We start from the raw sequence: 26,976 nt of genomic DNA, 5'->3' as shown, positions 1-26,976 counted from the left end.
CAGCCCCGGCTGGTGGGGACGGGAGGGGCTTGCTGCCTCAGAACAGCTCCCGCTGACCGCCGAAGCTCAGGCGGTGGTGTGGGCTCAGGCCATGGATCCGCATGGCCTCGCGGTGTTCGGCGGTGCCGTAGCCCATGTTCTTTGCCCAGTTGTAGACCGGGAAGGCGGCGTGCAGGCCCAGCATCAGCCGGTCGCGGTGCACTTTGGCAACCACCGAGGCGGCGGCGATTGACAGGCTGAGGCCATCGCCCTTGATCACCGCCTGCACCGGGCAGGGGAAACTGCGCGGCATCTGGTTGCCGTCGATCAGGGCCACCGTCGGGCGCACGCTCAGGGCTTCCACCGCCCGCTGCATGGCAAGGTGGGTGGCGCGCAGGATGTTCAGGCTGTCGATTTCGGCGACGCTGGCCTCCCCCAGTCCCCACTGGACGCCGGGGGTGGCAGGGTCGGTCAGCAGGGCGAACAGCCTCTCCCGCTTTTTGGCCGACAGCTTCTTGGAATCATCCAGTCCGTCGCGCAGGGCGTCCGGCAGGCGGGCCGGATCCAGCACCGCCGCCCCGGCCACCACCGGCCCGGCCAGCGGGCCGCGTCCGGCTTCATCGACGCCGCAGACCACCACCGGGTCAGCGGAGGCCGTGCGGCAGGCGTCTTCCAGTGAAAAATCAGGCATCGGGGGATCGGTTCCTCTCCGGGGCAGGGGGCGCGGCCTCTGGGGCCGCCGCACTGTTGCCGGAGGAGAGGGTGGTGTCCAGTGTTTCTCCTGCGGGGGGCGGAGAGGGCAGGGCGGCCGGATGTTCCAGCCCCGGATATTCCAGTCCCGGGCGGCCGCGCCAGCGCTGCCGCAGGCGGACCAGCAGGCGGCGGGATCCGCCCCACATCAGGCCAACCCGGCGGGCTTCCGGCCCGTAGACGGCACCCAGCAGCTGCCCGAGGGTGGAGAAGCCGTTGCCGGAGGCCTCCAGACGGCGGGCACTGGCCAGCCACAGCGGACTGATCATCAGCGACAGCACCGTCACCGCCACCACCAGCTGGGCCTCGCTGCCGGTGATCACCTTGCGGGCGACGCCGGTGCTGGCCAGCAGGAACGAGAATTCCCCGATCTGGGCCAGCGCCACCCCGACCAGAAAGGCCTCGCTCCAGCCAACGCGCTGCACCCGCAGGGCGGTGATGTTCAGCACGGTCTTGAACAGGGTGACCGCCGCCAGCATCAGCAGCACGGTGCCGAGGTTGTTCCACAGGAACTTCAGGTCCAGCAGCAGACCGACCGACAGGAAGAACACCATCAGCAGCAGGGCCTGAATCGGGTGGGCATGATGGCGCAGGCGTTTGCCGTCGCCGGAATTGCCCAGCACCATCCCGGCCAGAAAGGCCCCGTAGCCGGGCGACAGATCCAGCAGCCCGGCCAGCGTGGCGGCCCCGAAGCAGGCGGCAAAGGCGGCCAGCGGCCCGAGGTCGGAATGGGTGGAAATCATATGCATGAACGGCAGGCGCACCGTGCGCTTCAGCAGCAGGAACACCACGGCGGCCAGGATCAGCACCGATCCGGCAACGCGCAGGCCGTCCATCGGGTCCAGCCCCTTGCCGGTCAGGGCCGACAGGGACAGCAGCATCGGCACCACCGCCATATCCTGCGCGATCAGGATGCCGACGGTCATCCGCCCGGCCGGGCTGTTGGTTTCCCCCAGCTGCTCCAGAAGTTTGATCACCACGGCGGTGGAGGACAGCGCCACCGCAAAGCCCAGCAGCACGGCGGCCCCGGTGCTCCAGCCCAGCAGGCTGCGGGCCAGCAGCATCAGGCCGACGCTGCCGCCGATCTGGAGCAGTGTGGTGGCCAGCGCGATCCGCCAGACCTTGGAAAAGCGCTGGACCGACAGTTCCAGCCCGATGACGAACAGCAGCATGATGACGCCGAGTTCGGCCAGCAGGGAGATGCTCTTGCGGTCGGACACCAGCCCCAGCAGCGACGGCCCCAGCAGCACCCCGGCCAGAATATAGCCGACAATCGCCGGCTGCTTCAGGCGCACGAACAGAATGCCGCAGGCCATGGCGGCCATGGCGACCGTGGCAATGCCGGTGAAATCGTGATGAACGTCCATGACCCCCGTCCGGTCGGTTGATCCTGCGGGTTGGGTGCCGCCGGATCCGTATCAGTCTGACGCAGCCGTCAGGCCGGTGTAAAGGCAGCCCGGCAGGGCCGGGGCCGGAAAAAGCGGCAGAATGCAGACCACCGCAGAAAGGTGGCGGCAGTATGGCGGCTTTTTCCCGGCTGTCTGTGATGGCGGTTACGCAGGGGGGGGGCTTTGAGGGAAAGGATCAGTGGGCGTCCTTGCCGGCCGCCCCCAGATCAACCTTGCGCATCAGCGGAATGAACAGAAGGCCGGTGACAAACGGGATCGCCATCAGCTGGAAAATATCGCCGAAAGACAGCACCCAGGCCTCGCGTTCCGCCAGCCGGGCCATGGTTTTCACCGCCACCTGATGGGCATCGCTGCCCACCGCCGGGCCGAGCATCATCGTCATGCTGTTCAGGGCGTTGACGACGCTGTCGCGGGCGGCGGTCAGGTTTTCCTTCAGGTGCCACAGGTGCAGGTCATGGCGGTTGGTCAGCAGGGTGTTGATCACCGCCAGACCGATCGCTCCGCCCAGATTGCGCATCAGGTTATACAGCCCGGCCCCGCCCTTCAGCAGATGCGGCGGCAGGGTGCCCAGCGCCAGCGCGTTGACCGGGATGAAGATGAACATCAGCGAGATGCCGCGCACCGCCTGCGGCAGGAAGAATTCCCAGTAACTCCAGTCGGCGGTCAGGGTGTGCGACAGGTACAGGCCCAGCCCGAAGAACACCAGCCCCAGCCCCAGCATCAGCCGGGGATCCAGCTTTTTCGACAGCGCCCCGGCCAGCGGTGCTGACAGAAACTGGAAGCCCCCGGTCACCATCAGCACCCAGCCGATTTCCAGCGCGTTGTAACCGCGCACCATCGACAGGAACAGCGGCATCACATAGACCGATCCGTACAGGCCGATGCCGACGATGAAGCTGAACAGGCAGCCCAGCGCAAAGTTGGGGTTGGCGAAGGCCCGCAGGTCCACCACCGGGTGTTCGGTGGTCAGCTCCCGCCAGAAGAACAGCACCGCCGACACCGCGCAGACCAGACACAGCAGGGCGATTTCATCGGATTGCAGCCAGTCGTCGCCGGGGCCTTCTTCCAGCACATATTGCAGGCAGCCGAGGAACAGGGCGACAAACAGGATGCCCGGCAGGTCAAAGCCCTTCAGCAGGCTCAGGTTGGGGCGGTCCACATCCAGCTGGGTCCACACCACGATGGTGACGATGATGCCCGGCACCACGTTCATCAGGAACAGCCAGTGCCACGAGAAGGTGTCGGTCAGGTATCCGCCCAGCGACGGGCCGATGGTCGGGGCCATGGTGGCGACCAGACCGATGAACACCGTGACCATCCCCTGTTTGGATCCCCGGAACAGCAGGTAGGAGGTGGCAAACACGGTGGGAATCATCGCCCCGCCGAGGAAGCCCTGCAACACCCGGAACAGCACCATGCTTTCCAGATTCCACGCCACCGCACAGGCCATGGAGGCGATGGTGAACATCCCCGCCGACACCGCGAACAGCACCCGGGTTGACAGCAGGTGCGACAGCCAGCCGGACAGCGGGATCATCACCACTTCGGCGATCAGGTAACTGGTCTGTACCCACGAGATTTCCTCGCGGCTGGCTGAAATCCCGGCCTGAATTTCTGACAGGGAACTGGCGACGATCTGAATATCCAGAATCGCCATGAACATCCCGACCACCATCGCCACGAAGCCAAGGGTGTTGGAGGATTTTCCCTCCGGGTGATCGACAAGGATCGTGCCCTCGTCGTCGGTATGAGTGGCCGCGGCGGTGTCGATGGCGGTCATGACGGCGCTCCTGCCGGGAGAAGAGGGGGATTACCGTTCCGAGGCCTGGGCGCTGCCGCCCTTGCCGGTCTGCACATCCACCACCACCGACAGGCCGGGGCGGAGCTGGCCGCGCAGCGGATTGTCACCGGACAGGCTGATCCGCACCGGAATCCGCTGCACCACCTTGGTGAAGTTGCCGGTGGCATTTTCCGGCGGCAACAGGCTGAACTGCGCCCCCGACGCCGGGGAGAAGCTGGCGACGGTGCCGTGCAGCGGCCGGTCGGGGTAGGCATCAACGGTGACGGTCACCGGCTGGCCGGGGCGCATGGCACCGATCTGGGTTTCCTTGAAGTTGGCTTCCACCCACACGGTGTCCAGCGGCACCACGCTCAGCAGGTGGCTGCCGGAGGCGACAAACTGGCCGAGCTGCACAGCCCGGTTGCCGACCACGCCATCGACCGGGCTGGTCACTTCGGTATTGGCCAGATTGATTTTGGCGGCGTCCAGCTTGGCGCGGGCTTCACCGACGGCGGCCTGCTGGCGCAGACGGTCGGCTTCCAGCACCGCGATCTGGGCGCGGGCGGATTCCACCTTGGCGCGGGCCTGATCCAGACCGGCCCGGGCCTTCGACAGGGTTGCCTGTGTGGTGTCCAGCCGCTGCCGCGATGCCGCCTCTTCCCGCACCAGACTGACGGTCCGGCCCTGTTCCCGCTGGGCGAGATCCAGTTCCGCCTGCCAGGTCCGCAGCCCGGCTTCGGCCTCTTCGACGGCGGTCTTCTGGGCGGCAATCCGCTTGTCAGTGCCGGTGATGGCGGCCTCGGCCCCCAGCAGGACGGCCTCGGATTCCTCCACCTTTACCTGAAAGTCACGGGCATCAATGCGCAGCAGGATCTGACCGGCGCGGACCGGCTGGTTGTCTTCCACCGCCAGCTCCACCACGTGGCCGCTGATCTTCGGGCTGATCACCGTCAGATCGCCGTGGATGTAGGCATTGTCGGTATGTTCATGCCCCTGCCGTGACATCCAGAACCAGCCGGATCCGCCGATCAGGGCGGTCAGCACGCCGGTCAGAACCAACACTCGTACAGCACGCTTGGCCATCTGTTTGCTCGCGGTGGCATCCGGCGGGAGGGCCGGGGGAGGAAAGGGGGAGTCCGGTTCCGGCCTGCCTCCTCCGTCCGGGGTCCCCGCTGCGGGGGATGCGTGAAGACGGTTGACAGGTGAAACTGAACGGTTCAGTTTTGTCGACAGTGCCGATTCACATGCCAACAGTCAAGGAAAACCTGAACTGATCAGTTCAGTTTGACGAAAAATTCCCTCAGTCTTCCCGATCCGGACCCTTTCGCGAAAGCCGGGGATGGATTCGCCGGAGGGCAGATGTCATAACGGAGGGAACCCGTCCGCAGGCTTTTACATCTGCGCCCGTTCCCCAGACAGGAAAGGAAACGCCCGATCATGGCGGAGTCCACGCCGAATCCCGATTTTCCCGCAGCGGATCCGCAGCGGGATGACTGCTGCGGTGATGATGCCGGATCGGTCTCGGATTCAGCCGCTGCGGCGCTTGACTGCGGCGGCAGCCGCCCGGCCCGGCGTTCGAAAAAGCGCGAGGCGATTCTGGATGCCGCGCGGGCCCTGTTCTGTCAGGAAGGGGTGACCAATACCAGCATGGACGCGGTGGCGGCCCGGGCCGGTGTCTCCAAGGCGACGCTGTATGCCCATTTTCCGTCGAAAGTTGATCTGTTTGGCGAGGTTCTGCGCGCGTTTTCGGCAGCGCGGATGCCAGTGTCGGAAGACCTGCTGTCCCTGCCGCTGGAAGATGCGCTGCGGCGTCTGGCGTGGCGGTTCCTTGATCTGGTGCTGACGCCGGAGGCGCTGGCGACCTACCGCACCCTTTTGGTTCAGGGGCAGCATTTCCCCGAGCTGGTGGCCGCCTACCGGGCCGCCGGGCCGGAAATCGTCTGCGCGTCGGTCGGGCGTTTCTTCGATGCGCTGGTTCAGCGCGGGGATCTGGTGCTGGAGAACCCGGTGCGGTCGGCTGAGATTTTCCTGCATCTGGTGAAGGGTAATCCCCACGCCCATGCGTTGGTCGGCGCGCCCCTCAGCCGCGAACAGACGGCCTGCTGGGTCGATGAAGCGGTCTGGGTCTTCCTGCGCGCCTATGCCACCAAACCCGCCTGAAGGCGGGTTTGGTTTTTTGTTCGGCCCCTCAGGCGGCGGGCGCGGGCAGTCGGTCTGCTGCGCAGCCCTCCATTTGTCTGTCCCTCAATCGCCGGGCGCGGGCGTCCGCCCGCTTGGCTTACGTGCCCACGCGGGCACGGGGCCTCAATGGCCCAGTCGCTGCGCTCCGCTTTTTTTGTTCGGTGTCTCACGCTGGGGGGATGAGAGGAGCGCATGAAAAAAGCGGACCTGCGAGGGTCCGCTTTTCTTATGTCTTGCACCGAACCCCACGACGGCGAACCGATCTCAGGACGCGGCCTCCACTTCCCGGCGGGCGGCGCTGATCGCCTTGGCGCGGCTGTTGACGCCAAAGGCGCGCAGGATGGCTGTCACATGCACCTTAATGGTTGCTTCTGCCACCTGTAGGCGGTCGGCAATTTCCTTGTTCGACATGCCTTCAATGATCAGGTCCAGCACATCGCGCTGACGCGGGGTCAGCGAATGAACGCCCCGGCTGCTGCGGGTGCCGCTGTCGGCAGCACCGCCGCGCGGCATCAGGCCGGGGATTGAGGTCGCCACGGCCGGGGCGGTGGCGCGGCTGGTCACCAGCGGCGGAACATAGGTTCCCCCCGCCAGAACCAGCGACAGGGCCGCCCGCATCACGTCTTCCGGCAGCGATTTCGGCAGATAGCCTGCGCCGCCAAGGGCCAGAACCTGAAGGGCAATATCCGGGGATTCTTCCGCCGACACCACGGCAACCGGGGCCGGGGCGGCGACCCGCAGCATTTCCTTCACCCCGTCAAGGCCGGAGGTATCGGGCATTGACAGGTCCATCAGCACCAGATCGATGTCCGGGTGCTGACCCACCACATCCAGCGCAGCCTGAAGGCTGTCGGCCTGGAGCAGGGTGACATCCGGAGACACCTTTTCCAGCGTCAGCGCCAGCGCCCGCCGAACCAGAGGGTGATCATCCGCAACAAGAAACTTCATCTGTTTTTCCCCACTTCTCAGCCCGGACCCTTAACCATTGTGCCATCCCGGAAACCGGAGCCCGCCGGATGTCCGCAACTGCTGACTGCCCCCTCAGGAAAGACCTACCGCCACGATCCGTCAAGATCAGCCGAACGGCCTATATCAAGCAGCAGAGTCTTTTGCATATTGAGAAAATTATTGTCAGACAATATCAGGACTCTCCGATCCGCATCCGCGCCGGAGGCAGCGGGAAGAACAACCACGGATTCATAATTCTCCTGTAGGTCGGGCGTGGACAGGCGGAAAACCTCGGGACCATCCAGAACGCCGTTGCTGTCTTCCCAGACCGAAGGGCCGAGTCGCCGCACCCGGGTGATGAAGGTCAGCGGAAAATCCCAGTCCCGTTCCACCAGCAGCACCGCCCCTGACGGCAGCACCGTTGCCCCGCTGACATCAAAGCTGCCAGAGGCGGCAATCCGCCGGGATTTCCAGCGGTAATGCAGGGGGGCTCCGGGTTCGGGGGTGCCGACCCAGCCGCGCAGTTCATCGGTGCCGTTGGGGCCGGTGATGTGATCCTCCTGCACCAGCAGCAGGCGTCCGTCCGGGTGGACCGCCATTGCCTCGATGCCCCGGTTATTCGGAACGGTTCCGAAATCATCGGGCAGGGGAACGGGCACCGGGGGTGTGGCCGGATCGGGGCCGTAAGCCCACAGCCGGTGCTTCTGTTCAAAAGAAATCAGCAGGGTGCCATCAGGCAGGGCGGTGATTTCTTCAGCATCGCGGAGATCATTTCTCAACACCGGTTGAAGATCGGGGCCGGTCAGCGGGGTCACCACCGGCAGTGTTTCCGGATCCGGGCTGCCATCGGCGCGCAGGAAAAACCGGACCAGTGCCCCCCGGTCGGACACCGCCAGCAAAGCCTGCCGTCCGGGGGGATCGGCGGGCAGGGGCGGGGGCAGGGTGATCCCGGAGAGCCCGCCGAACCGCAGGGAAGGGTGATGCAGATCCCAGCCGCGTCCGGGAGGATCGTCCGGCCGCAAGGCGTTGACCACAGGCACGGTGGCCCGGGCCTCCCACGGCTGGGTGGCCGGGCGGGGGGCGAGGGAGGTCGGCAGGGCGCAGCCGGAGAAGGATGACAGCGTCAGCCCACAGGCCATGACGGTCAGAAGATGTGCCAAGGCCCGCAGGCGGTGCGGCCGGGGAGGGCAGAGTGGCATCAGCGTTCCTCGACGGGGCCGGTCCGGAACGGGCGGCTGTTCAGGGGGCAGAATACAGTTTAGCGGTTCTGAAAAACAGAAACCCGGCCCAAAAAACAGAAACCCGGCCCAAAAAACAGAAACCCGGCACGGAGACGGACCCCGGCCGGATTTCAGATGCCTCTCTGTCCGGGCATACCCGGGGCAGCGGCTTACTTGCTCAGGGCGGCCAGACCTTCGTTGAAGCCCTTCAGCGAGATCGTCGCGTTGACGGTCTGCTGGTTGGCCAGCGTGAAGGTGAAGTTCATCTGCTTTCCGGCCTTCATGCGGTCAATGGCCTGGGGGGCCAGCGACACCACGGTGGAGCAGCCGCCGGGCAGGCAGGTGGTGAACGGCAGGTTGGCCGGTTCGTTGCCGTCGATGTTGATCACCAGCGGCTTCAGCAGCAGAACGCCCAGCGGGGCGATGACCCGCAGCGACGGCGACGGCGGATTGCCCTGCATGGCGATATCAACCCGCAGCATCGGGGTCTTGCTCTTGGCGTCAACATAATCCTGTTGCAGCAGGCAGGCCTTTGGCTGCTTGGGATCGCAGCCCATCGACCAGCTGCCGAACTTCTGCACCTTGGCACCTTTATCGTCTGCGGCGAAAGCCGGAACAGCGGCGCAGAGAACGGCAGAAGCAATAAGGGATACGCGGAGAGCCTTGGAAAACACGATGCAATCCTGAGCTGGGGCCGACAAGGGCAGGCCAGAGAGCGGGGGTGAAACAGGCTGCCGGGATCAACCCGCCAGCCCGGGAAAACCTGACCGGGGAAACCTGACGCAGCTGCCGTTCGGGCCGCATCGGGCCGCCTGACCGGCGACATGACGCAGCGCCGGGTCGGACAGCCCTGATCCCCCGGTGAGGGCGGAGCCTGCGACGGAACGGAACGGAATGCAATCATCATTTTTGCATACGACATGCGCTTTGTGTCGGTTTTATGCCACCGGATCGCGCAGATGTGAGGCCCGCTCCCCTCGCAACCATGGCAGTCTGCCCCCATACCAGATGGGGCACCGGACCGTTCTCCCCATTCTGATACCCCGTCCGGTGCCTTTCCCCCTGATCCGATCATGCCGGAGTCCTGATCATGCTGCTGCGTCACCGCCGCCCCTGGGATCTGACAGAAAACGACACCACGCCGGAGGCCCTGTGGGCCAGCCGCCGGTCCTTCCTGCACGGCGGGGCGGCCCTGCTGGCCGGGGCGGGGGTGGTGGTGGCGGCCTCAGCGCGGGCGGCAACGCCTGCGGGAGCAGGGGGGATTGCCGATCCCGGACCGGGACTCGGCGGGCTGCCGTTGCCGGGGATCACTCCGCGCCCCGATCTGGCGGCCCCGGAGCCGCTGACGCCGTGGCAGGCGGTGACCACCTACAACAACTTCTATGAATTCGGCACCGGCAAGGACGATCCGGCCCGCAATGCCGTTGGGTTCAAGACCGAACCGTGGACGGTGACGGTTGACGGCGATGTGGCGAAACCCGGCACCTATGATCTTGGCCGCCTGCTGTTCGGCATCGGGCAGGAGGAACGGATTTACCGGATGCGCTGCGTTGAAGGCTGGTCGATGGTGATCCCGTGGGTTGGCATTCCGCTGGCGGAGCTGCTGAAGCGGGTGGAACCGACCGGCGATGCAAAATTCGTCCGCTTTGAGACCCTGCATGACCCCAAACGCATGCCGGGGCAGGCGTGGAAGGTGCTGGACTGGCCTTATGCCGAAGGGCTGCGGCTGGACGAGGCGATGAACCCGCTGACCCTGCTGGCCACCGGTGTTTATGGCCGCAGCCTGCCGCCGCAGAACGGGGCACCGCTGCGGCTGGTGGTACCGTGGAAATACGGGTTTAAGTCGGTCAAGTCGATCGTGCGGATTTCGCTGGTGCGGGAAATGCCGGGGACCTCGTGGGCGCGGCAGGCCCCGCAGGAATACGGCTTTTATGCCAACGTCAACCCGCAGGTGGACCATCCGCGCTGGAGTCAGGCCAAGGAACGCCGCATCGGCGAGTTCTTCCGCCGCGATACCCTGATGTTCAACGGTTATGCGGATGCGGTGGCCGGGCTGTATGCCGGAATGGACCTGCGGAAATGGTACTGATCCGCCGTGCCCCGGCCCGTCCGCTGATTGCGGCGGGGTGGTTTCCCCGCTGGCTGAAGCCGCTGGTGTTCCTGCTGGCCCTGTCGCCGCTGCTGTGGTTCGTGCTGCGGCTGGGGCTGCTGCGGCCGGGGGATCCAGTCGCGGTCAACCCGATTGAAACCGCCATCCGCTTTTCCGGCGATCAGGCCCTGACCCTGCTGCTGGTCTCGCTGGCCGTCAGCCCGCTGCGGCGGCTGACCGGCTGGGCCGGGGTGATGCGGCTGCGGCGGATGCTGGGCCTGTTTGCCTTCTTTTACGCGGCGGTGCATCTGCTGATCTACGCCGGGGTCGATCAGTTTTTCGATTGGGCGGTGATCTGGGCCGACGTGCTGAAGCGGTGTTACATCACCGTCGGCATGGTTGCGGTGGTGATCCTGCTGGCCCTTGCCGTCACCTCTCCGAAGGGGATGGTCCGGCGGCTGGGCGGGCGGTGGTGGAAACGGCTGCACGCATTGGTTTATCTGGCGGCACCGCTGGGGGTGTTGCATTATGCGATGATGGTCAAGGCGGATCTGCGGACACCCCTTCTCTACGCAGGGATATTGGCGGTTCTGTTGCTTCTGCGGCTTCCGGTCCCGCTCCGGCGATGACCGGGTATCGCATCCATCGGTTGTGATCTGGTGTGTTAAACCGTGTCCGGAAAGGTTGCAACGCCGGTCAATGCGTCGTACCTTCCGGCTGTGTCACTTCCCCATATGACAGAATAAAGTCCGTGCCCTTAAGCACGGCAGGGGAGAGGGTCAGGGAGACGAACGGTCCGCGCGGGACCGGGAGTCTGAGTGCAGGGTCCGCTGGCGGGTGCCGTTCCGGTGCCGCGGCGTCGTATCCGCACAGGGGATTAAGGGGGGAAGCCGCTGTCGCCGATGACGGTCCTGTCGCACATATATGCATCGTACCGGCATCTGATGGGGTGCCTGCCTGACCCGGCTTTTCTGTGTCAGGGCGGGCAGATTCTGTCGGTGAATGCGGTGGCGTTGCAGGCCCTGCGGGTCACGGCGGAGTCGGACCTGCTGGGGCGCAGCTTTGCCGAACTGACCGGCGGCGATTACCGCCCGGTGTTCGAGGACGGGCTGGCCGATGTGGCGGGGGAGGGGGCAATCCCGATGCTGCTGCTGCGCAATGACGGCAGCCAGATGGAGTGCGAGGTCCGGGTCACGGTGCTGGAGGGCGAGTCCGACCTCTACTTTGTGCACGCCCGCGACCTGACCGACCGCATGAAGACGATCCGCGAGGTGATGGCCAGCGAGCAGCGTTACCGGGCACTGGTCGATCTGGCGCTGGATGCGATGGTGGTGATCACCAACGGCCGCATCACCATGGTCAATGCCTCGGCGGTGCAGGTGCTGCGCCTGCCGTCTCTGGAGTCGGTGGTCGGGCAGACGCTGGACCGGATCATCCACCCCGACTACCACGCCCTGCTGGACCTTGGGCTGGATACCCTGAGCGAGGAACCGGGTCTTCTGCTGCTGAAGCTGATGACCGCTGACGGTGAAGGGCTGGATGCCGAGGCCCGGGTGGTGGCCCTGCCGGGCACCCGTACCCATGTGCTGGAGGCCCGCGACATCAGTGCCCGGGTCCGCGCCGCCGAAGGGGTGCGGGAGCGCGAGGCCCGCCTGAAGGGAATTCTCAACACCGTTGCCGATGCCATCGTCACCATCGACAGTGCCGGGGTGGTGCAGACCTTCAACGTGGCGGCGGAGCGGATGTTCGGCCTGCGGGCGGATGAGGCGATCGGCTCCCCGGTCAGCCGGTTTCTGCCGGAACCGGACGATTCCGTGGTGCTGCCGATGCCGGGCATGGAACTGGACCACATGGCCCGCCGGGCTGATGGCACCCTGTTCCCGGCGGCGGTGACCTTCAGCGCCCTGCGGCTGGGCCGTCAGAGCTTTCAGACCGGGGTGATCCGCGACATCACCGACCGCCGCCGGGCGGAACAGGCCGAGCGCCGTTATACCGAGGATCTGGAACGGCAGGTGGAGGAACGGACCCGCGAGCTGCGTCGCCTGACCCATGAAAGTCAGGGCGTGCTGAATGCGGCCGGGGACGGGATTCTCGGGATCAACGCCGACGGCATCGTCACCTTCGCCAATCCGGCGATGACCGGCCTGCTGGGCTGGGTCCACGGTGATGTGATCGGCCGGTCGGCAACCGAGGTGTTCCGCCACGGGGATGGCGACCGGGCCGGGCAGCCGGTGCGGGTGCGGGCGGCCTTGCGGCGCGGGGTGTTCCACGACCGGGTGGAAATGACCCTGATGCGCCGCGACGGCAGCACCTTTATTGCCGAATATACCTCCAACCCGATTCCGGGTGGTGCGGGGGAGGACGTCACCGGCGCGGTGGTGGTGGTCCGCGACATCACCGAACGGCGGATGGTCGAGGAACGCCTGAAGATCGCCGCGACGGTGTTCGAAACCACCGCCGAAGGCATTCTGGTCTGTGGTCCGGATGGGATCATTTCGGCCTCCAACCCGGCGCTGGACCGTATTGTCGGGATTCCGGCGCGCTCCGGCAGCACGGTGGACCGGATTCTGTTCACCGGATCGGAATACGGCTGGGCCGCCCTGCTGGAGGCACTGGCCCGTGCCGGGCATGCCGAGGAGGAATTCTGGGCGGAACGTCCGGACGGACGGCGGTTTGCCGCCCGGCTGGCGGCGTCGGGCATCCGCTCTCCCGGCGGGGATATCCGCCACGTGGTGCTGGTGGTCAACGACATTACCCAGCGCAAGCTGGATGAGGAGCGGATCCGCTATCAGGCCACCTATGACAGCCTGACCGGCCTGCCCAACCGCGTGCTGTTCCACGACCGTCTGGGGCAGGCGGTGCGGACCATGCACCGCAGTGGCCAGCCGATGGCGCTGATGTTCATTGATCTCGACGGCTTCAAGGCGGTTAACGACACGCTGGGGCATGACGCCGGGGATGTTCTGCTGCGCGAGGCGGCGCGGCGGCTGTCCTCCAGCGTGCGGGAAAGCGATACCGTCGCCCGGCTGGGCGGCGATGAGTTCACCGTGATCATGGGCGGGATTGAGGATACAGCCTGCGTGCGGGATGTGGCGGACCGGATCCTGCGCAGCCTGTCGGTGCCGTTCGAGCTGGGCACCCACGAAGGCCGCCCGCTGACCGGGGCCGTTTCCGCCTCAATCGGGATCGCGCTGGCCCCGGAGCATGCCGGGGATGCGGAAACCCTGCTGCGGCTGGCCGATGCCGCCATGTACCGGGCCAAGGATCAGGGCAAGTCCCGCTATGTGGTCAGCACCGGTCCGGCACCTTCCCACACCTAAGGGCGGGGCGGGCGGAGGTTTCTCCGTGTGTGCAGCTTTGCTCATGCTGATCAGGGTGGAAACCCGGGGCAGGTTTAGGGTAGTGTACACCCTACCAAAGTGGGGAGGGGACCGTGCCGGGGCCGGTCCAGTGTCCGCTGCGGGGCAGGGTCAGGCCGGGTATCGGTGACTGGCCCGGCACCACCTGTTCTGGCCGCGCAGTCTTCCTGCGCCGTTTGGGTATGTGAAAGTTTATTGGGCATGTCCGAAGAAACGACCGACAGCACCCGGGATGGCTCCGGCAAGCGCCGCCGCCCTATCGAAATCGTCATCGCGGAAAAAAATCCGCTGCTGATGAGCAGCCTGATCAAACTGTTTGCCGGGGACGACCGCTTTGCGCTGGTCGGCACCACGCCGGACGGCGAACGTTTTCTGTCGTCGATTGACCGGGTCAGCTTTGATGTCGGCATCATCGGCTGGGAAATGCCGTATCTGGATGGCCGGGGAGTGTTGCAGGCCCTGCATGGCCGCGCCGATATGCCGCGCCTGATCGTTTACACGGGGTCGAGCAACCCGGATATTCCCCGGGTTGCCATGGCGCTGGGGGCGGCGGGGTTCTGCTCTAAATCCGACCCGCCGGCGCAGCTGCTGGAGACAGTGGCGGCGGTGGCCGACGGGCGGATGATGTTCCCGTTCGTCGATGTGTCGCAGCTGGCCTCTGACCCCTTTATCGGCCTGACCCCGCGCGAAAAGGAACTTCTGGCGGCGCTGGCCGGGGGGCTGACCAATGCCCAGATTGCCGCCCAGCTGGATATTTCATTGAACACCGTCAAGTTTCATCTGAAGAACCTGTATGATAAGCTTGGTGTTTCCAACCGGGCACAGGCTGTTGCGCATTACCTGAAAGGGCGCGACGGCCGCTGAAAAGGCGGCAGAGTGGCGGAGCAGGGCACAGGTGTGGCGCGGGATCCCGGTGCGGATTACCGGAAACAGCTTCGGGAACAGTCCCGGAAACAGCCAGGGGTCATGGCGGCGCTGCGACAGCGCTGTGGGTTTTGGGTTCTGCGTGCTGCGGCTGCCGGTCTGCTGGGTCTGCCGGTCTGGCCGGATGTCGCATCTGCCCAGACCGCTCCGCTCCAGACCTCTCCCCTTCAGGCTCCTCCGCTGCGGATCGGTCTGTCCGAAGGATCCGCCCCGCCCCGGGCCGGGATTGACGGGGACCTCGGTAACGGCCTGTTGCCGGATCTGATGCGGATGGTGGCGGAACGGCTGGGCCGCCCGGCAGAGGTGGTGCCGGTGTCGCGCAAGCGGGTGATTTCGGCGTTGGCCGGGGGGCAGGTCGATGTTCTCTGTACGCTGGCGGAAGGGTGGATCCCGGCTGACCTGCGGCCGGGGGTGGTGCTGTCGGTTCCGTTGTTCAGCGAGCAGAATGTGGTGATCACCATGGCCCCGGGGGCGGTGGTCAACGGCGTTCCGGCGGAAACGCTGGCCGATCTGGCCGGAACCATCGCCACCGTGCGTGGCTATCTGTATCCGGAGCTGGAGGAGGCCTTCGCCTCTGGCCGTCTGTCCCGGGCTGATGCCCCGGATGAAGGGTCCGCCCTGAAGATGGTGGCGCGCGGGCGCACCCGCTATGGCATTGTCAACCGGATGACGTACGGCTGGAGCAGCCGGTCGGTTCCGCCGCAGGAGCCGTTTCCGGTGCCCTTGCTGCTGATGCGGCCGGAGCCGGTGTCCTGTGCGGTTCCGGCGCAGGGGGAAAGCCGGGAGGCGGTGCTGGAGGCGCTGCGCCAGATTGCCGCCAGTGGCCGGATTGAAAAGGCGGTGCAGGCCCTGCGCGCGGTATCCCGCTGATCCGGTGGTCTCCTCTGACCGGGCCTCCTGTGACCTTTGGGTCCTGTGACCTTTGGAAAAGGATGGTTTTTTGTGGCATCCTGCCCGATGGTGTGGTTCTCTCCCACCCGGATGGGGTCTTCTACCTGATGGTGTGTGTCTGGTCCTAAGGAGTTTGGCGTGAGCAACGCGGAACTGTCGGTTCTGGGGTTCCGGATGCGTGCTGCCACCGAGGCGGCGGCGCGGGCGGCCTATGACTGGATCGGGCGCGGCGACAAGGTGGAAGGCGACCGCGCCGCCATGGCCGCCATGCGGGCGGAGCTGGCAAACCTGCCGGTGCGCGGCACCGTGGTGGTCGGTGAAAGCGGCAGCGACGGGCAGGGCGACGACGGCACCAGCCTGCTGGCCGGGGATGTGATCGGTGCGGCTGGCTGTCCGGCTTTTGACATTGCGGTTGATCCGGTCGAAGGCACCTCCTACCTCGCCCGGGGGATGACCAATGCACTGGCGGTGCTGGCGATGGCCCCGCAGGGCACCCTGTTCCGCCCCGGTCCCTGCTTTTACATGGAAAAGTTCGTCGGTCCGCCGGCGGTGCGCGGCCGGATCGACCCAGCGATGACCGTGGCGCAGAAACTGGCGGTGCTGGCCCGCGAAACCGGTAAGCCGGTGCACGACCTGACGGTGTTCGTGCTGGAAAAACCCCGTCATCGGGATCTGATTCAGGATATTTACGCCGCCGGGGCCCGGGTGGCCCTCTATCCGGCCGGGGACATTGCCGGGGCGCTGATGGCGGCGATCCCCGATTCCGGCATTGATTGCCTGATGGGCACCGGCGGCACCCCGGAAGGGATTATCACCGCCTGCGCCATCCGGTCGCTGGGCGGGGTGTTTTATGGCCGGATGAATCCGCAGCTGAACGGCGAGCGGATGGCGGTCAAGGACGCCGGAATCGACACCAACCGCTGGTACGCGGCGGAGGATCTGGCCCGCTCCGATCAGGTGGTGTTCTGTGCCACCGGCATCACCACCGGCCTGCTGTTGCAGGGGGTGGAACGGCAGGGCCGCAGCGTGCGGACCGAAACCCTGCTGCTGTGTGGCGAAGGCAGCGGGCGGCAGGTGGTCAGCAACTGGCAACCGGTGGCCCCTGTTTCCGTGGCTGCTTCTGGAGCCGGGATGCCGCAGCCATGATGTCCTCGCGTCTGCCCCCACAGCTGCCGCTCTCCACCCTGCCGGTCCGCCCGGCCGGACAGCCGGTGATTCTGGGGATCGTCGGCGACTCCGGGGCCGGGAAGACCACGCTGGCCGCCGGGATCGCCGCCATTTTCGGGCCGGAGCGGGTGACCCTGCTGTGCACCGATGACTACCACCGCTATTCCCGCATGGAACGGGCGGAGCGCGGCCTGTCGCCGTTTGATCCGCAGGCCAATTACATGGACATTCTGGAGCAGCACCTCCAGCAGCTCCGCGCCGGGCGGGCGATCCTGAAGCCGGTCTACGACCATTCCGACGGCACCCTGCGCGCCCCGGTCTATGTGGAGCCGAAGGACTACATTCTGGTCGAGGGGCTGCTGACCTATTCCACCCGGGCCATGCGCGACTGCTTCGACGTGAAGGTCTATCTGGAGCCGGAAGAGGAACTGCGCACGGCGTGGAAGCTGCGCCGCGACATCGCCAAGCGCGGCTATACCGAGGACGAGGCCCGCCGCGAGCTGGACCGCCGCCTGCGCGACTCCCTGACCCACATCCGCCCGCAGCGGACCTTTGCCGATCTGGTGCTGTCGTTCCGCCGCCGCGACGGCTCGGTCAGTCCGGTGCGGACCAACAACCTCAATGCCCGCCACATTCTGCGCCCGACCCTGCCACACCCGGATCTGACGCCGATCGTCGAAGGGGCCAAGAACGGTATCCGGCTGGAACTGGCCCGCGACATCGACGGCAAGCCGGTGGATGTGCTGGAGATTGAGGGCGATGTCGAGGACCGCCGCGCCAAGGCGATGGAGGACCTGCTGTGGGATCTGATCCCGGAGGCCGGGCATCTGCGCGCCAACCTCGGCCAGTATCTGGACGAGGACCAGCACACCCGGATGAGCCATCCGCTGGCCCTGTCGCAGCTGCTGATCACCTATCATTTGATCAAAGCGGCAATGGGGCACTATGCGATCTGACCCGAATCCGGTATCAGACCGCACAAACCGTCTTCATGACGCCATAATCAAGACTGCACACTCAGCGCAGATCCGCCAACCGACACGCCGCGTTTTTCCGCCCGCACCCTCCGCACCAGAGAGTCACTGAAGAGCCCCCGGACAATGACCATGCAGACCCTGAACGCCAAGATGGCCAACGCGATCCGTTTCCTGTCCGCCGATGCGGTGCAGAAGGCCAAGTCCGGCCATCCCGGCATGCCGCTCGGCATGGCCGATGTGGCCACCGTTCTGTTCACCCGCTTCCTGAAGTTTGACGCGTCGGCCCCGCGCTGGGCGGACCGCGACCGCTTCGTGCTGTCGGCGGGCCATGGGTCCATGCTGCTGTACAGCCTCGGCTACCTGCTGGGCTATTCCGACATCACCCTCGACGAAGTGAAGAACTTCCGTCAGCTGAACGCCAGGACCGCCGGTCACCCGGAATACGGCCATGTCTCGCTGGCCGAAACCACCACCGGCCCGCTGGGGCAGGGCATCACCAACGCCGTCGGCTTCGCGCTGGCGGAAAAGATGCTGGCCGCCCGTTACGGCAAGGCTGCGGTGGATCACTTCACCTATGTCATCGCCGGGGACGGCTGCCTGATGGAAGGCATCTCGCAGGAAGCGATTGCCATGGCCGGGCACTGGAAGCTGAACAAGCTGATCGTGCTGTGGGATGACAACTCGATCTGCATCGACGGCGACGTGGCGCTGGCCACCTCCGAAGACCAGCATGCCCGCTTCCGCGCCGCCGGCTGGAACACGCTGGCCGTTGACGGCCACGATCAGGACGCTGTGGCCGCCGCCATCGAAACCGCCCGCAGCTCCGACAAGCCGACCATGATCGCCTGTAAGACCGTGATCGGCTTCGGCGCCCCGACTCTGGCCGGGACCGAGAAGACCCACGGCGCGCCGCTGGGCGACACCGAACTGGCCGGGATGCGTGATAAGCTCGGCTGGCCGCATGCCCCGTTCGAGATTCCGGAAGACGTGCTGTCCGCCTGGCGGGCTGCCGGGGCCCGTGGCGCTGCCGCCCGTGCCGAATGGGATGCCCGCGTGGCGGCCCTGCCGGCCGACGTCAAGGCTGCCTTCGATGCCGCCCTGTCCGGGGCCCTGCCGCAGGGCTGGGATGCCGGTCTGACCGCGCTGAAGGAAAAGGCCATCGCGGAAAAGACCAAGGTCGCCACCCGCAAGGCCAGCCAGATGGCGCTGGAAGTCATCGTTCCGGCCCTGCCGACCATCGTCGGCGGCTCTGCCGACCTGACCCATTCCAACCTGACCGTCACCAAGGACATGAAATCGGTCCTGCCGGACGCCATGGGTGGCAATTACATCCACTACGGCGTGCGCGAACACGGTATGGCCTCGGTGATGAACGGTCTGGCCCTGCACGGCGGCTTCATCCCCTACGGCGGCACCTTCCTGGTGTTCACCGACTATGCCCGCCCGGCGATCCGCATGGCGGCGCTGATGGGCATCCGCACCATCTATGTCATGACCCATGACTCGATCGGTCTGGGTGAAGACGGCCCGACCCACCAGCCGGTGGAACATGTCGCCAGCCTGCGCGCCATGCCGAACCTGCTGGTGTTCCGCCCGGCTGACGTGGTGGAAACCGCCGAGTGTTGGCAGATCTCGCTGGAAAACGCGACCGGCCCCAGCCTGCTGGCCCTGTCGCGCCAGAACCTGCCGTGCCTGCGCGATGACGCTTCCGTCAACCTGTCGGCCAAGGGCGCCTATGTGCTGTCCGAAACCGACGGTGCCCGCGATGTCACCCTGCTGGCCTCCGGCTCTGAAGTGGAAATCGCCGTGAAGGCCCGCGATCTGCTGGCCGCCAGGGGCGTGAAGGCCGCTGTCGTCTCCATGCCGTGCTGGGAGCTGTTTGATGCCCAGCCGGTGGCCTACCGCAAGGCCGTGCTGGGCGATGCCCCGCGGGTGGCGGTGGAAGCCCTGTCCACCTTCGGCTGGGACCGTTACACCGGGCTGGACGGCGCGGTGATCGGCATGACCGGCTTCGGCGCTTCGGCCCCGGCGGAAAAGCTGTACGAGCTGTTCGGCATCACTGCCGACGCCGTCGCCGCCAAGGCGGAAGAGCTGGTGAAGGCTTAACGTTACAAAACCGACATCCCGGGGCGGAGGCCATGCCGCCCCGGGGTGCATAAACCGCAGACCGCTTTAGGAGAGACTGCAATGCCCGTCATTACCCTGCGCCAGCTGCTGGACCATGCCGCCGAATATTCTTACGGCATGCCGGCGTTCAACGTGAACAACATGGAACAGGTGCTGGCGATCATGAACGCCGCGCGCAAGACCAACGCGCCGGTGATTCTTCAGGCCAGCCGCGGTGCCCGCAAGTACGCCGGCGACATCATGATCAAGCACATGATTCTGGCGGTGACCGAAATGTACCCGGAAATCCCGGTCTGCATGCATCAGGACCACGGCAACAGCGGCTCCACCTGCATGTCGGCGGTGATGAGCGGCTTCACCTCCGTCATGATGGACGGCTCGCTGGAAGAAGACGCCAAGACCCCGGCCTCCTACGACTACAACGTCACCGTCACCGCTGACGTCACCCGCATGTCGCACATGGTCGGTGTGTCGGTGGAAGGCGAACTGGGCTGCCTCGGCTCGCTGGAAACCGGGCAGGGCGACAAGGAAGACGGCCACGGCTTCGAAGGCACCCTCGACCACTCCCAGCTGCTGACCGATCCGGATCAGGCCGCTGACTTCATCGCCCGTACCAAGGTCGATGCGCTGGCGGTGGCCATCGGCACCAGCCATGGCGCCTACAAGTTCACCCGCAAGCCGACCGGCGATATCCTCGCCATGAACGTGGTGAAGGCGATCAACGCCAAGTGCCCGAACACCCATCTGGTGATGCACGGGTCTTCCTCGGTGCCGCAGGATCTTCAGGACATCATCAACCAGTACGGTGGTGAAATGCCGCAGACCTTCGGCGTGCCGCTGGAAGAAATCGAAGAAGGCATCAAGTACGGCGTCCGTAAGATCAACATCGACACCGACAACCGCATGGCGATCACCGGGGCGATCCGCAAGGTCTTCGCCGAGAAGAAGTCGGAATTCGATCCGCGCGGCTACATGAAGCCGGCGATGGACGCCATGGAAAAGCTGTGCGCTGACCGCTTCGAACGCTTCCAGGCGGCCGGTAAGGCCTCCAAGATCAAGGCGATCCCGCTGGCGGATATGGCCAAGCGGTACGCTGACGGTTCTCTGGATCCGAAGTTCGCCTAAGGGTCCGGTTCCACGGGAAAGGGCTGCCCCCTGCGGGGCGGCCCTTTCGCCGTTTCAAGTCTGACCCTATATCCCGTTTCTCCCCGACGCCGGATCCTGCCATGACCGTCAAGATTTCTCCCAGCATCCTGTCTGCCGATTTCGCCCGTCTGGGCGAGGAAGTGCGCGCCATCGACGCCGCCGGGGCCGACTACATCCATATCGACGTGATGGACGGCCACTATGTGCCCAATATCACCATCGGCCCGGCGGTGGTGCAGGCGCTGCGCCCGCACACCGCCAAGGTGTTTGATGTGCATCTGATGATCGACCCGGTTGACCCCTATGTCGAAGCCTTCGCCAAGGCGGGGTCGGACATCATCACCGTGCATGCCGAGGCCGGAAAGCACCTGCACCGCACCCTTCAGCTGATCCGCTCCTTCGGCAAGAAGGCCGGGGTGTCGCTGAATCCGGCGACTCCGGAATCGGTGGTGGAATACGTGCTGGATTCCGTTGATCTGATTCTGGTGATGTCGGTGAACCCCGGCTTCGGCGGCCAGTCGTTCATCCACTCTCAGGTGGAAAAGATCCGCCGTCTGAAGCAGATGATCGGCGACCGCCCGATTGAGCTGGAAGTGGACGGCGGCGTGACGCCGGAGACCGCCCCGCTCTGTACCGCTGCCGGGGCCAACGTGCTGGTGGCGGGCAGTGCCGTCTTCAAAAACGGGACCTATGCCGCTAACATTTCGGCGCTGCGTGGCTGAGGCCTTGCCGGAATCCCGGCAGGGCTGCCGTTGCGGCGCTGACTGATCATAGTGCTTCCGGGCCGGGGTTGTGCGTCTCCCGGGTCCGGCGGACCACCCTGACGGCCGATCTTTCGGGATTGGCCCCGGGGATGGGAAACGGCCCCGTACTTTGGCCAGTACGGGGCCATTTTCATGGCCCCGTACATGGTTTTTCAAAGGACGCGGCCCGTGGGGCCGCCGGACGGGGCCATTTTCATGGCCCCGTACAAGGTTGGTTTAGAGTGACCGTGGATCTTCGGAGAAGACGGTCCTTTCGCTGTCGCGAACGGGCGACTGCCCGGACCCGTCTGGAGGCGGAAGCCTCCAGACCTCCCCTTTGTTTTCTGAAAAAAGAAACAGGGATCTGGGGATATCATCCCCAGAAGGGATCGGGCGGTTGTCCGACGCAGGCCCCTCCCGGTCCCGCCCTCAGAACGTGGTGACAACCGTGGTGCCGGTGCCCCGGAACGAGTCCATGCTGATCAGGGCGTCGATGGACTGTTCCAGACTGATTTCCGCCCCGATCAGCCGTTCCGGTTTCAGTTTCCCGGACAGGATCATCGGCATCATCACGTCATAGCGGTGGGCCTGCATGCCGTGGCTGCCGAGAATTTCCAGCTCATGGGCAATCACCCGGCTCATCGGCACCGCCGGGGTGCTGTGGTCGGCCAGCATCAGCCCGACCTGCACATGCTTGCCGCGCCGCCGCAGCGACAGGATGGAGTTGAAACAGGTGGTCGGGTGGCCGAGGGCGTCGAGGGAGACATGGGCACCGCCGCCTGTGGCTTCCCTCACCGCCTCGGGGACCGAGGCCACCGTACCGGCATTGACGGTGATATCGGCACCGACGGCTCTGGCCAGCGCCAGTTTGTCTTCGGCGATATCAACGGCGACGACATTGGCCCCGAGGGCGCTGGCGATCATGATCGCGGACAGGCCGACCCCGCCGCAGCCATGCACCGCCACCCATTGCCCGGCGGCAACCTTGCCCTGATCGACCACCGCCCGGAACGAGGTGACGAACCGGCAGCCCAGACTGGCCGCCGTGGCGAAGGAGACAGAGTCCGGCAGGGCGACCAGATTCAGGTCGGCCCGGTGGATCGACACATATTCGGCAAAGGATCCCCAGTGGGTGAAGCCGGGCTGAAACTGGTCATGGCACACCTGCTGGTGTCCGGCGTGGCATTCCGGGCAGTGCCCGCAGCCGCCGACGAAGGGCACGGTCACGCGGTCCCCGACCTTCCAGCGCCGGACATCCTTGCCCACCGCCTCAATCACCCCGGCCAGTTCGTGCCCCGGCACATGCGGCAGGGCGATATCCGGGTCATGGCCGACCCAGCCGTGCCAGTCACTGCGGCAGACGCCGGTGGCCATCACCCGCACCACCACGCCATGCGGGTCCGGTGTCGGGTCCGGCAGGCGGGTGATCTGTGGGCGTTCGTTGAAGGCGGTATACAGCACGGCTTTCATCTGGGGGGTCTCCTGTCCCGGGTTCGGCAGATCCGGACAGGATATCTGGAATCGGCCGGAAGGGTCTTGCCGAAGGGGCTTCCAGCGGCCCGCTTTCAGGGGCATTCTTCCTGAAAGAAGCCAGCAGAAGAAAGAGTTTGCCGAAATGTCTGAAATAGACAGAGTGGATGCCGAGATTCTTGCCCGGTTACAGAAAGATGGTCGTCTTTCCAACGCCAGACTGGCCAGTGACCTCGGTCTGAGTGAGACGCCGTGCTGGCGACGGCTGAAGCGCCTTGAGGAGGCGGGGATTATTGAAGGCTATCAGGCCGTTCTCAACCGCCGGAAGCTGGGGCTGGGGGTGATGGCCTTTGTCCAGATTGGCTGCGTCCAGCATGATGAAAAGGCGACGCGGGCGTTTCATCAGGCGGTTCTGGCCAGCGCCAACGTCCTCTCCTGTCACAATACAACGGGAGAGGCCGACTATCTGCTGGTGGTGGTGGCGAAGGATCTGGATGATTACAGCCAGTTCGTCGAAACCGTCCTGCGGTTTCTGCCCGGGGTCACCAGCATCCGCTCCAACCTGTCCCTGCGTGAGCTGAAAGCCTCCAACCTGCTGCCGATTGAGCCCTGAGGGGGTGGCCTATTCCAGAGACTGGCTCTGTTCCTTGATCCGCAGCGACGCGCCGTGAATATCCTTCAGCCCGTCGGAAACTTCGGTAATCCGGCTGGAGATCCGGTTGACCGTCTCCGACGCTGACTGCATGGACTCCCTCATGGTCCGGGCTTTGTCCCCCTGTGCCGTGATGGCCCCGGCCAGACTGGTGGACAGGGTGCTGATCTGGCTGATGCTGTCGGCTACGCCGCCGATGGCCCCGGCGACATCCTGTGTATCCTTTTGCACGCGGGTGATCTGGGTGGCAATCTCGGCCGTGGCCTGCCGGGTCTGCTGAGACAGGGCTTTCACCTCCTCGGCGACCACGGCGAAGCCTTTCCCGGCATCTCCGGCCCGGGCCGCTTCGATGGTGGCGTTCAGGGCCAGAAGATTGGTCTGGCTGGCGATGGCCGCAATCATGTCCAGCACCGTACCGATCCGGTTGCTGGCGTCCATCAGGGCGGTCACGGTCCGGTCGGTGTGCTGGGCCCGGTCCACGGCCTCGGCGGCAACGTGTGCGGCCTGTTCCATCTGCCGGGTAATCTCGGTCAGGGTGGTGGCAATCTGCCCGGAGTCCGCTGTCAATCCGGCGACAGTCCCCGATGACCGGGCGGCATCTTCCGCCACATCGGCGGATTGGCCGGTGGCGCGGTCAAGGATGGAAATGACGGTGGCCAGCTCCTGATCGATCCGCTGCTGGACCAGCGCCCGGCGCTGGCGTTCTTCGACGTCGGCGGTGATGTTGCTGGCGATTTTGACCACCTTGATCACCCGCCCGCCGGAATCACAGACCGGGGTATAGGTGGCATGAATCCAGATCTGCCGTCCGTCCCGGCCCATCCGTAGAAACTCGGCGGTTTCCGCCTGTCCGGTCCGCAGCGATGCCCAGAACTGTTGATAGGCCGCAGAGGTGGCGTCCGGGCCGGGGACGAACATGCGGTGATGCTGGCCGACAATATCAGCGAGCCCGTAGCCGAAGGTTTCCAGAAACAGCGGGTTGGCCTCCAGAATGATGCCGTCCGGCGAGAACTGGATCACCGCCTGCGACCGGCTGATGGCGCGGATCAGGGCCTCGCTGGCCAGCGAGGCCAGCTGTTCCGTGGTCTGGTCGGTGGCGGTTTTGATGATTTTGATGACCGTTCCGGATGGATCCCTGACCGGTGAATACACCGCCCGGATCCAGACATCGGCCCCGTGGCGGTTGCGGCGGCGGACCTGGTCGGTAACGCTCTCGCCCCGGTTCAGGCGCTGCCACAGGGTGCAGGTGCCGGGGTCATCCCGCAGGTCGTCCGGCAGCAGGACCGAATGATGACGCCCGCGCAGCTCCGGCAGGGAATAGCCCATCATGCCCAGAAAATTAGGATTGGCATCCAGGATGATGCCATCCGGGGCAAAGGTGATGATGGCGTGGGATTGATCCAGTGCCCGCAGGGTTTGTTTTTCGGTCTGGTTGCGTCCGAGCATGGTGCGCCTTCCCTCTTCCCGCGGTGGCATTTTACCGGCCAGTGTGAAGGGTTCCGGTACGGAAAGGGGGATATAAAAAGGTATAAAAATGCGTGAATACGTATGAATATTGGCGCCCCGCTGTTTCGGCGCCATCCGGCATGCTTTTCCTTACAGCAGCGAGGCACTCTGCCCCTTCACCCGTTCCGATGCGCCCAGAATGCTGTTGAGGCCGGTGGCGACCTGACCGATGTTGTCGGTGATGGTGGCAACCCCGGCGCTGGTGCTTTGCATGCTGGCGGACAGGTCACGGGTGACGGCGGTCTGTTCTTCCACGGCGGCGGAAATCGCCGTCGAGATGGCATTGATCCGGGCGATGGTCCCGGCAATGCCCTGAATGGCGGCGACAGCTTCGCGGGTGTTCTGCTGGACCGTGCTGATCTGGCGGGAGATTTCCTCGGTGGCCCGGCCGGTCTGGGTCGCAAGGTTTTTCACCTCGCTGGCGACCACGGCGAATCCTTTCCCGGCTTCACCGGCGCGGGCGGCCTCAATGGTGGCATTCAGGGCCAGCAGGTTGGTCTGGCTGGAGATGGTGTTGATCAGCCCGACCACGGTGCTGATGTGTTCAGCAGCCTGCGTCAGGTCAGAAACCACCCGGTTGGTATGGGTGGCCTGTTCCACGGCCGCCGTCGAAATCTCCAGCGCCTGTGCCACCTGCTGGCTGATTTCGCCGACCGAGGCTGACAGTTCCTCTGCCCCTGATGCCATGGCCTGAACCGTTTCCGCCGAGCGTGTGGCGGCGGCGGAAATCTGCCCGGCCTGATCGGTGGCGGCGGTGATCGCCTGCACCACATCGGTCAGCTCGCCGTCGATCTGTTTCTGGGTCTGGGCACGGGCCTGCCGCCGCTGGATCTGCGGGGTGATGTCGGTGGCGAATTTGACCACCTTCACCAAAGTGCCGCAGTCATCGAAGATCGGGTTATAGCTGGCCAGAATCCACACATCGTTGCCGCCCTTGCCCCGGCGGCGGAATTCTCCGACGTGGTATTCCCCCCGGCGCAGGGTATCCCAGAAGGCGCGGTAGGCCGGGGTGTCCCGCTCCGCCGGATCGAGGAACAGGCTGTGGTGCTGCCCCGCCACCTCGGGCAGGGTGTAGCCAAGGGCGGCCAGAAAATTGTCATTGGCCCATTGGACGGTGCCGTCGGTGCTGAAGTGAATGACCGCCTGAGACCGGTTGATGGCGTCGATCTGCCCGGACTGGTCCAGCGTCTGCCGCCGGTCGGCGGTGATATCCGTGGCCAGCAGGACCACCTTATACGGGCGGTTGCCGCCGTTCATCACCGGCATGTAGCTGCCCCGGATCCACAGGGCGGCGCCGTTCCGGGTCATCCGGCGGAAGATCCCGGAACAGGGAATGCCCTGCCGCAGCTGATCCCACAGGCCGTACTCTTCCCCGCTGGCCGTCTGCGGCTGATCAGGGGTCAGCAGAGTATGGGACTGCCCGACGATTTCAGACAGACCGTAGCCGGTCAGTGTCAGGAAAATATCATTCGCAGTCAGAACTTTTCCTGACAGATCAAATTCAGCGATAGCATTGGATCGGCTGATAGCCGCGATAATGTGCCCGTTTTCTTTCAATGCGCCTGACCTGCCTCGAGAAAACTCCTCCAGTTTAAAGTAGAGTCCGCCCATCGAGAGGACGGACGATATGAAGCGCAGCAGATTTTCAGAGGAACAGA

At 65.3% G+C, this 26,976-nt stretch carries 22 protein-coding genes; 12 read left to right on the top strand and 10 right to left on the bottom strand.

Annotated features, from left to right (window positions below; genetic code table 11):
* Positions 1-37: 37 nt before the first annotated feature.
* The 4 genes from FHS48_RS00110 to FHS48_RS00095 form a co-directional block, all read right to left on the bottom strand.
* A complete protein-coding gene (locus FHS48_RS00110) occupies positions 38-670 on the bottom strand; it encodes a ribonuclease HII (RefSeq protein ID WP_184259755.1) in 633 nt (210 codons plus the stop codon).
* Complete coding sequence (locus tag FHS48_RS00105; protein ID WP_184259752.1) at positions 663-2,096, bottom strand: cation:proton antiporter; 1,434 nt, start codon at positions 2,094-2,096, stop codon at positions 663-665. Before FHS48_RS00105 ends, FHS48_RS00110 begins: the two co-directional genes overlap by 8 nt.
* A gap of 217 nt (positions 2,097-2,313) precedes the next feature.
* Complete coding sequence (locus FHS48_RS00100) at positions 2,314-3,918, bottom strand: DHA2 family efflux MFS transporter permease subunit (protein ID WP_184259749.1); 1,605 nt, start codon at positions 3,916-3,918, stop codon at positions 2,314-2,316.
* A 30-nt stretch (positions 3,919-3,948) separates the two neighbouring features.
* Complete coding sequence (locus FHS48_RS00095; protein WP_184259746.1) at positions 3,949-5,001, bottom strand: HlyD family secretion protein; 1,053 nt, start codon at positions 4,999-5,001, stop codon at positions 3,949-3,951.
* A 354-nt stretch (positions 5,002-5,355) separates the two neighbouring features.
* Here FHS48_RS00095 and FHS48_RS00090 point away from each other — a divergent pair, with 354 nt between their 5' ends.
* Positions 5,356-6,078 carry a TetR/AcrR family transcriptional regulator gene (locus FHS48_RS00090; protein WP_184259743.1) on the top strand — a complete coding sequence of 241 codons (723 nt, stop codon included), beginning with the start codon at positions 5,356-5,358 and terminating at the stop codon, positions 6,076-6,078.
* Positions 6,079-6,363: 285 nt separating this feature from the next.
* Here FHS48_RS00090 and FHS48_RS00085 read toward each other — a convergent pair whose 3' ends face one another.
* The 3 genes from FHS48_RS00085 to FHS48_RS00075 all read right to left on the bottom strand — a co-directional run bounded on the left by FHS48_RS00085 (position 6,364) and on the right by FHS48_RS00075 (position 8,941).
* Positions 6,364-7,047, bottom strand: coding sequence for a response regulator (locus FHS48_RS00085; RefSeq protein WP_184259740.1), 684 nt, complete (start codon positions 7,045-7,047; stop codon positions 6,364-6,366).
* 104 nt (positions 7,048-7,151) lie between these two features.
* Positions 7,152-8,246, bottom strand: coding sequence for an esterase-like activity of phytase family protein (locus FHS48_RS00080; protein ID WP_184259737.1), 1,095 nt, complete (start codon positions 8,244-8,246; stop codon positions 7,152-7,154).
* A 191-nt stretch (positions 8,247-8,437) separates the two neighbouring features.
* Positions 8,438-8,941: an invasion associated locus B family protein gene (locus tag FHS48_RS00075; protein WP_184259734.1), complete on the bottom strand. Its 504-nt coding sequence runs from the start codon at positions 8,939-8,941 to the stop codon at positions 8,438-8,440.
* 416 nt (positions 8,942-9,357) lie between these two features.
* Between FHS48_RS00075 and msrP the strand changes: the two genes are divergently transcribed.
* The 10 genes from msrP to rpe all read left to right on the top strand — a co-directional run bounded on the left by msrP (position 9,358) and on the right by rpe (position 21,669).
* Positions 9,358-10,356, top strand: a complete 999-nt coding sequence (gene msrP / locus FHS48_RS00070; RefSeq protein WP_184259732.1) for a protein-methionine-sulfoxide reductase catalytic subunit MsrP — start codon at positions 9,358-9,360, stop codon at positions 10,354-10,356.
* Positions 10,347-10,985, top strand: a complete 639-nt coding sequence (locus FHS48_RS00065) for a protein-methionine-sulfoxide reductase heme-binding subunit MsrQ (RefSeq protein ID WP_311769051.1) — start codon at positions 10,347-10,349, stop codon at positions 10,983-10,985. Before msrP ends, FHS48_RS00065 begins: the two co-directional genes overlap by 10 nt.
* Positions 10,986-11,258: 273 nt before the next feature.
* A complete protein-coding gene (locus FHS48_RS00060) occupies positions 11,259-13,676 on the top strand; it encodes a PAS domain S-box protein (protein WP_184259729.1) in 2,418 nt (805 codons plus the stop codon).
* Between the two features lie 240 nt (positions 13,677-13,916).
* Positions 13,917-14,579, top strand: a complete 663-nt coding sequence (locus FHS48_RS00055) for a response regulator transcription factor (protein WP_184259726.1) — start codon at positions 13,917-13,919, stop codon at positions 14,577-14,579.
* Positions 14,580-14,681: 102 nt separating this feature from the next.
* Entirely contained in the window at positions 14,682-15,509 is an 828-nt protein-coding gene (locus tag FHS48_RS00050) for a substrate-binding periplasmic protein (RefSeq protein ID WP_184259723.1), read from the top strand.
* 159 nt (positions 15,510-15,668) lie between these two features.
* On the top strand, positions 15,669-16,676 hold the full coding sequence (gene glpX / locus FHS48_RS00045; RefSeq protein WP_311769050.1) for a class II fructose-bisphosphatase: 1,008 nt from the start codon (positions 15,669-15,671) through the stop codon (positions 16,674-16,676).
* Entirely contained in the window at positions 16,673-17,653 is a 981-nt protein-coding gene (locus FHS48_RS00040) for a phosphoribulokinase (RefSeq protein ID WP_221443304.1), read from the top strand. Before glpX ends, FHS48_RS00040 begins: the two co-directional genes overlap by 4 nt.
* A gap of 144 nt (positions 17,654-17,797) precedes the next feature.
* Complete coding sequence (tkt, locus tag FHS48_RS00035; RefSeq protein ID WP_184259720.1) at positions 17,798-19,780, top strand: transketolase; 1,983 nt, start codon at positions 17,798-17,800, stop codon at positions 19,778-19,780.
* Positions 19,781-19,861: 81 nt separating this feature from the next.
* The gene (gene fba, locus FHS48_RS00030) at positions 19,862-20,926 is read left to right on the top strand and encodes a class II fructose-bisphosphate aldolase (protein ID WP_184259717.1); all 1,065 of its coding nucleotides are present in this window, start codon (positions 19,862-19,864) and stop codon (positions 20,924-20,926) included.
* A gap of 101 nt (positions 20,927-21,027) precedes the next feature.
* Positions 21,028-21,669 (top strand): ribulose-phosphate 3-epimerase, encoded by a 642-nt coding sequence (gene rpe, locus FHS48_RS00025; protein ID WP_184259714.1) that lies wholly within the window; start codon positions 21,028-21,030, stop codon positions 21,667-21,669.
* Between the two features lie 450 nt (positions 21,670-22,119).
* Here the strand turns inward: rpe and FHS48_RS00020 are convergent, their stop codons facing one another.
* On the bottom strand, positions 22,120-23,160 hold the full coding sequence (locus tag FHS48_RS00020; RefSeq protein WP_184259712.1) for a zinc-dependent alcohol dehydrogenase family protein: 1,041 nt from the start codon (positions 23,158-23,160) through the stop codon (positions 22,120-22,122).
* Positions 23,161-23,305: 145 nt separating this feature from the next.
* Between FHS48_RS00020 and FHS48_RS00015 the strand changes: the two genes are divergently transcribed.
* Positions 23,306-23,773 carry an Lrp/AsnC family transcriptional regulator gene (locus FHS48_RS00015; RefSeq protein ID WP_184259709.1) on the top strand — a complete coding sequence of 156 codons (468 nt, stop codon included), beginning with the start codon at positions 23,306-23,308 and terminating at the stop codon, positions 23,771-23,773.
* A 9-nt stretch (positions 23,774-23,782) separates the two neighbouring features.
* Here the strand turns inward: FHS48_RS00015 and FHS48_RS00010 are convergent, their stop codons facing one another.
* Entirely contained in the window at positions 23,783-25,258 is a 1,476-nt protein-coding gene (locus FHS48_RS00010) for a methyl-accepting chemotaxis protein (protein WP_184259706.1), read from the bottom strand.
* 150 nt (positions 25,259-25,408) lie between these two features.
* The coding region (locus FHS48_RS00005) for a methyl-accepting chemotaxis protein (protein WP_311769049.1) at positions 25,409-26,976 on the bottom strand (1,568 nt) is incomplete at its 5' end.

This window comes from Novispirillum itersonii, from assembly GCF_014205675.1.
GTDB classification, from domain to species: domain Bacteria; phylum Pseudomonadota; class Alphaproteobacteria; order Rhodospirillales; family Rhodospirillaceae; genus Novispirillum; species Novispirillum itersonii_A.
This window is presented reverse-complemented; position numbering and strand designations above follow the sequence as displayed.

What these genes read in the sequence shown, in the direction of transcription:
- tkt (WP_184259720.1), top strand. Translation starts at nt 17,798, where the DNA reads ATGACCATGCAGACCCTGAACGCCAAGATGGCCAACGCGATCCGTTTC.
- rpe (WP_184259714.1), top strand. Translation starts at nt 21,028, where the DNA reads ATGACCGTCAAGATTTCTCCCAGCATCCTGTCTGCCGATTTCGCCCGT.
- FHS48_RS00055 (WP_184259726.1), top strand. Translation starts at nt 13,917, where the DNA reads ATGTCCGAAGAAACGACCGACAGCACCCGGGATGGCTCCGGCAAGCGC.
- FHS48_RS00100 (WP_184259749.1), bottom strand. Translation starts at nt 3,918, where the DNA reads ATGACCGCCATCGACACCGCCGCGGCCACTCATACCGACGACGAGGGC.
- FHS48_RS00090 (WP_184259743.1), top strand. Translation starts at nt 5,356, where the DNA reads ATGGCGGAGTCCACGCCGAATCCCGATTTTCCCGCAGCGGATCCGCAG.
- FHS48_RS00010 (WP_184259706.1), bottom strand. Translation starts at nt 25,258, where the DNA reads ATGCTCGGACGCAACCAGACCGAAAAACAAACCCTGCGGGCACTGGAT.
- FHS48_RS00110 (WP_184259755.1), bottom strand. Translation starts at nt 670, where the DNA reads ATGCCTGATTTTTCACTGGAAGACGCCTGCCGCACGGCCTCCGCTGAC.
- FHS48_RS00015 (WP_184259709.1), top strand. Translation starts at nt 23,306, where the DNA reads ATGTCTGAAATAGACAGAGTGGATGCCGAGATTCTTGCCCGGTTACAG.
- FHS48_RS00105 (WP_184259752.1), bottom strand. Translation starts at nt 2,096, where the DNA reads ATGGACGTTCATCACGATTTCACCGGCATTGCCACGGTCGCCATGGCC.
- FHS48_RS00060 (WP_184259729.1), top strand. Translation starts at nt 11,259, where the DNA reads ATGACGGTCCTGTCGCACATATATGCATCGTACCGGCATCTGATGGGG.
- FHS48_RS00040 (WP_221443304.1), top strand. Translation starts at nt 16,673, where the DNA reads ATGATGTCCTCGCGTCTGCCCCCACAGCTGCCGCTCTCCACCCTGCCG.
- msrP (WP_184259732.1), top strand. Translation starts at nt 9,358, where the DNA reads ATGCTGCTGCGTCACCGCCGCCCCTGGGATCTGACAGAAAACGACACC.
- FHS48_RS00080 (WP_184259737.1), bottom strand. Translation starts at nt 8,246, where the DNA reads ATGCCACTCTGCCCTCCCCGGCCGCACCGCCTGCGGGCCTTGGCACAT.
- FHS48_RS00065 (WP_311769051.1), top strand. Translation starts at nt 10,347, where the DNA reads ATGGTACTGATCCGCCGTGCCCCGGCCCGTCCGCTGATTGCGGCGGGG.
- FHS48_RS00050 (WP_184259723.1), top strand. Translation starts at nt 14,682, where the DNA reads ATGGCGGCGCTGCGACAGCGCTGTGGGTTTTGGGTTCTGCGTGCTGCG.
- FHS48_RS00095 (WP_184259746.1), bottom strand. Translation starts at nt 5,001, where the DNA reads ATGGCCAAGCGTGCTGTACGAGTGTTGGTTCTGACCGGCGTGCTGACC.
- fba (WP_184259717.1), top strand. Translation starts at nt 19,862, where the DNA reads ATGCCCGTCATTACCCTGCGCCAGCTGCTGGACCATGCCGCCGAATAT.
- FHS48_RS00085 (WP_184259740.1), bottom strand. Translation starts at nt 7,047, where the DNA reads ATGAAGTTTCTTGTTGCGGATGATCACCCTCTGGTTCGGCGGGCGCTG.
- FHS48_RS00020 (WP_184259712.1), bottom strand. Translation starts at nt 23,160, where the DNA reads ATGAAAGCCGTGCTGTATACCGCCTTCAACGAACGCCCACAGATCACC.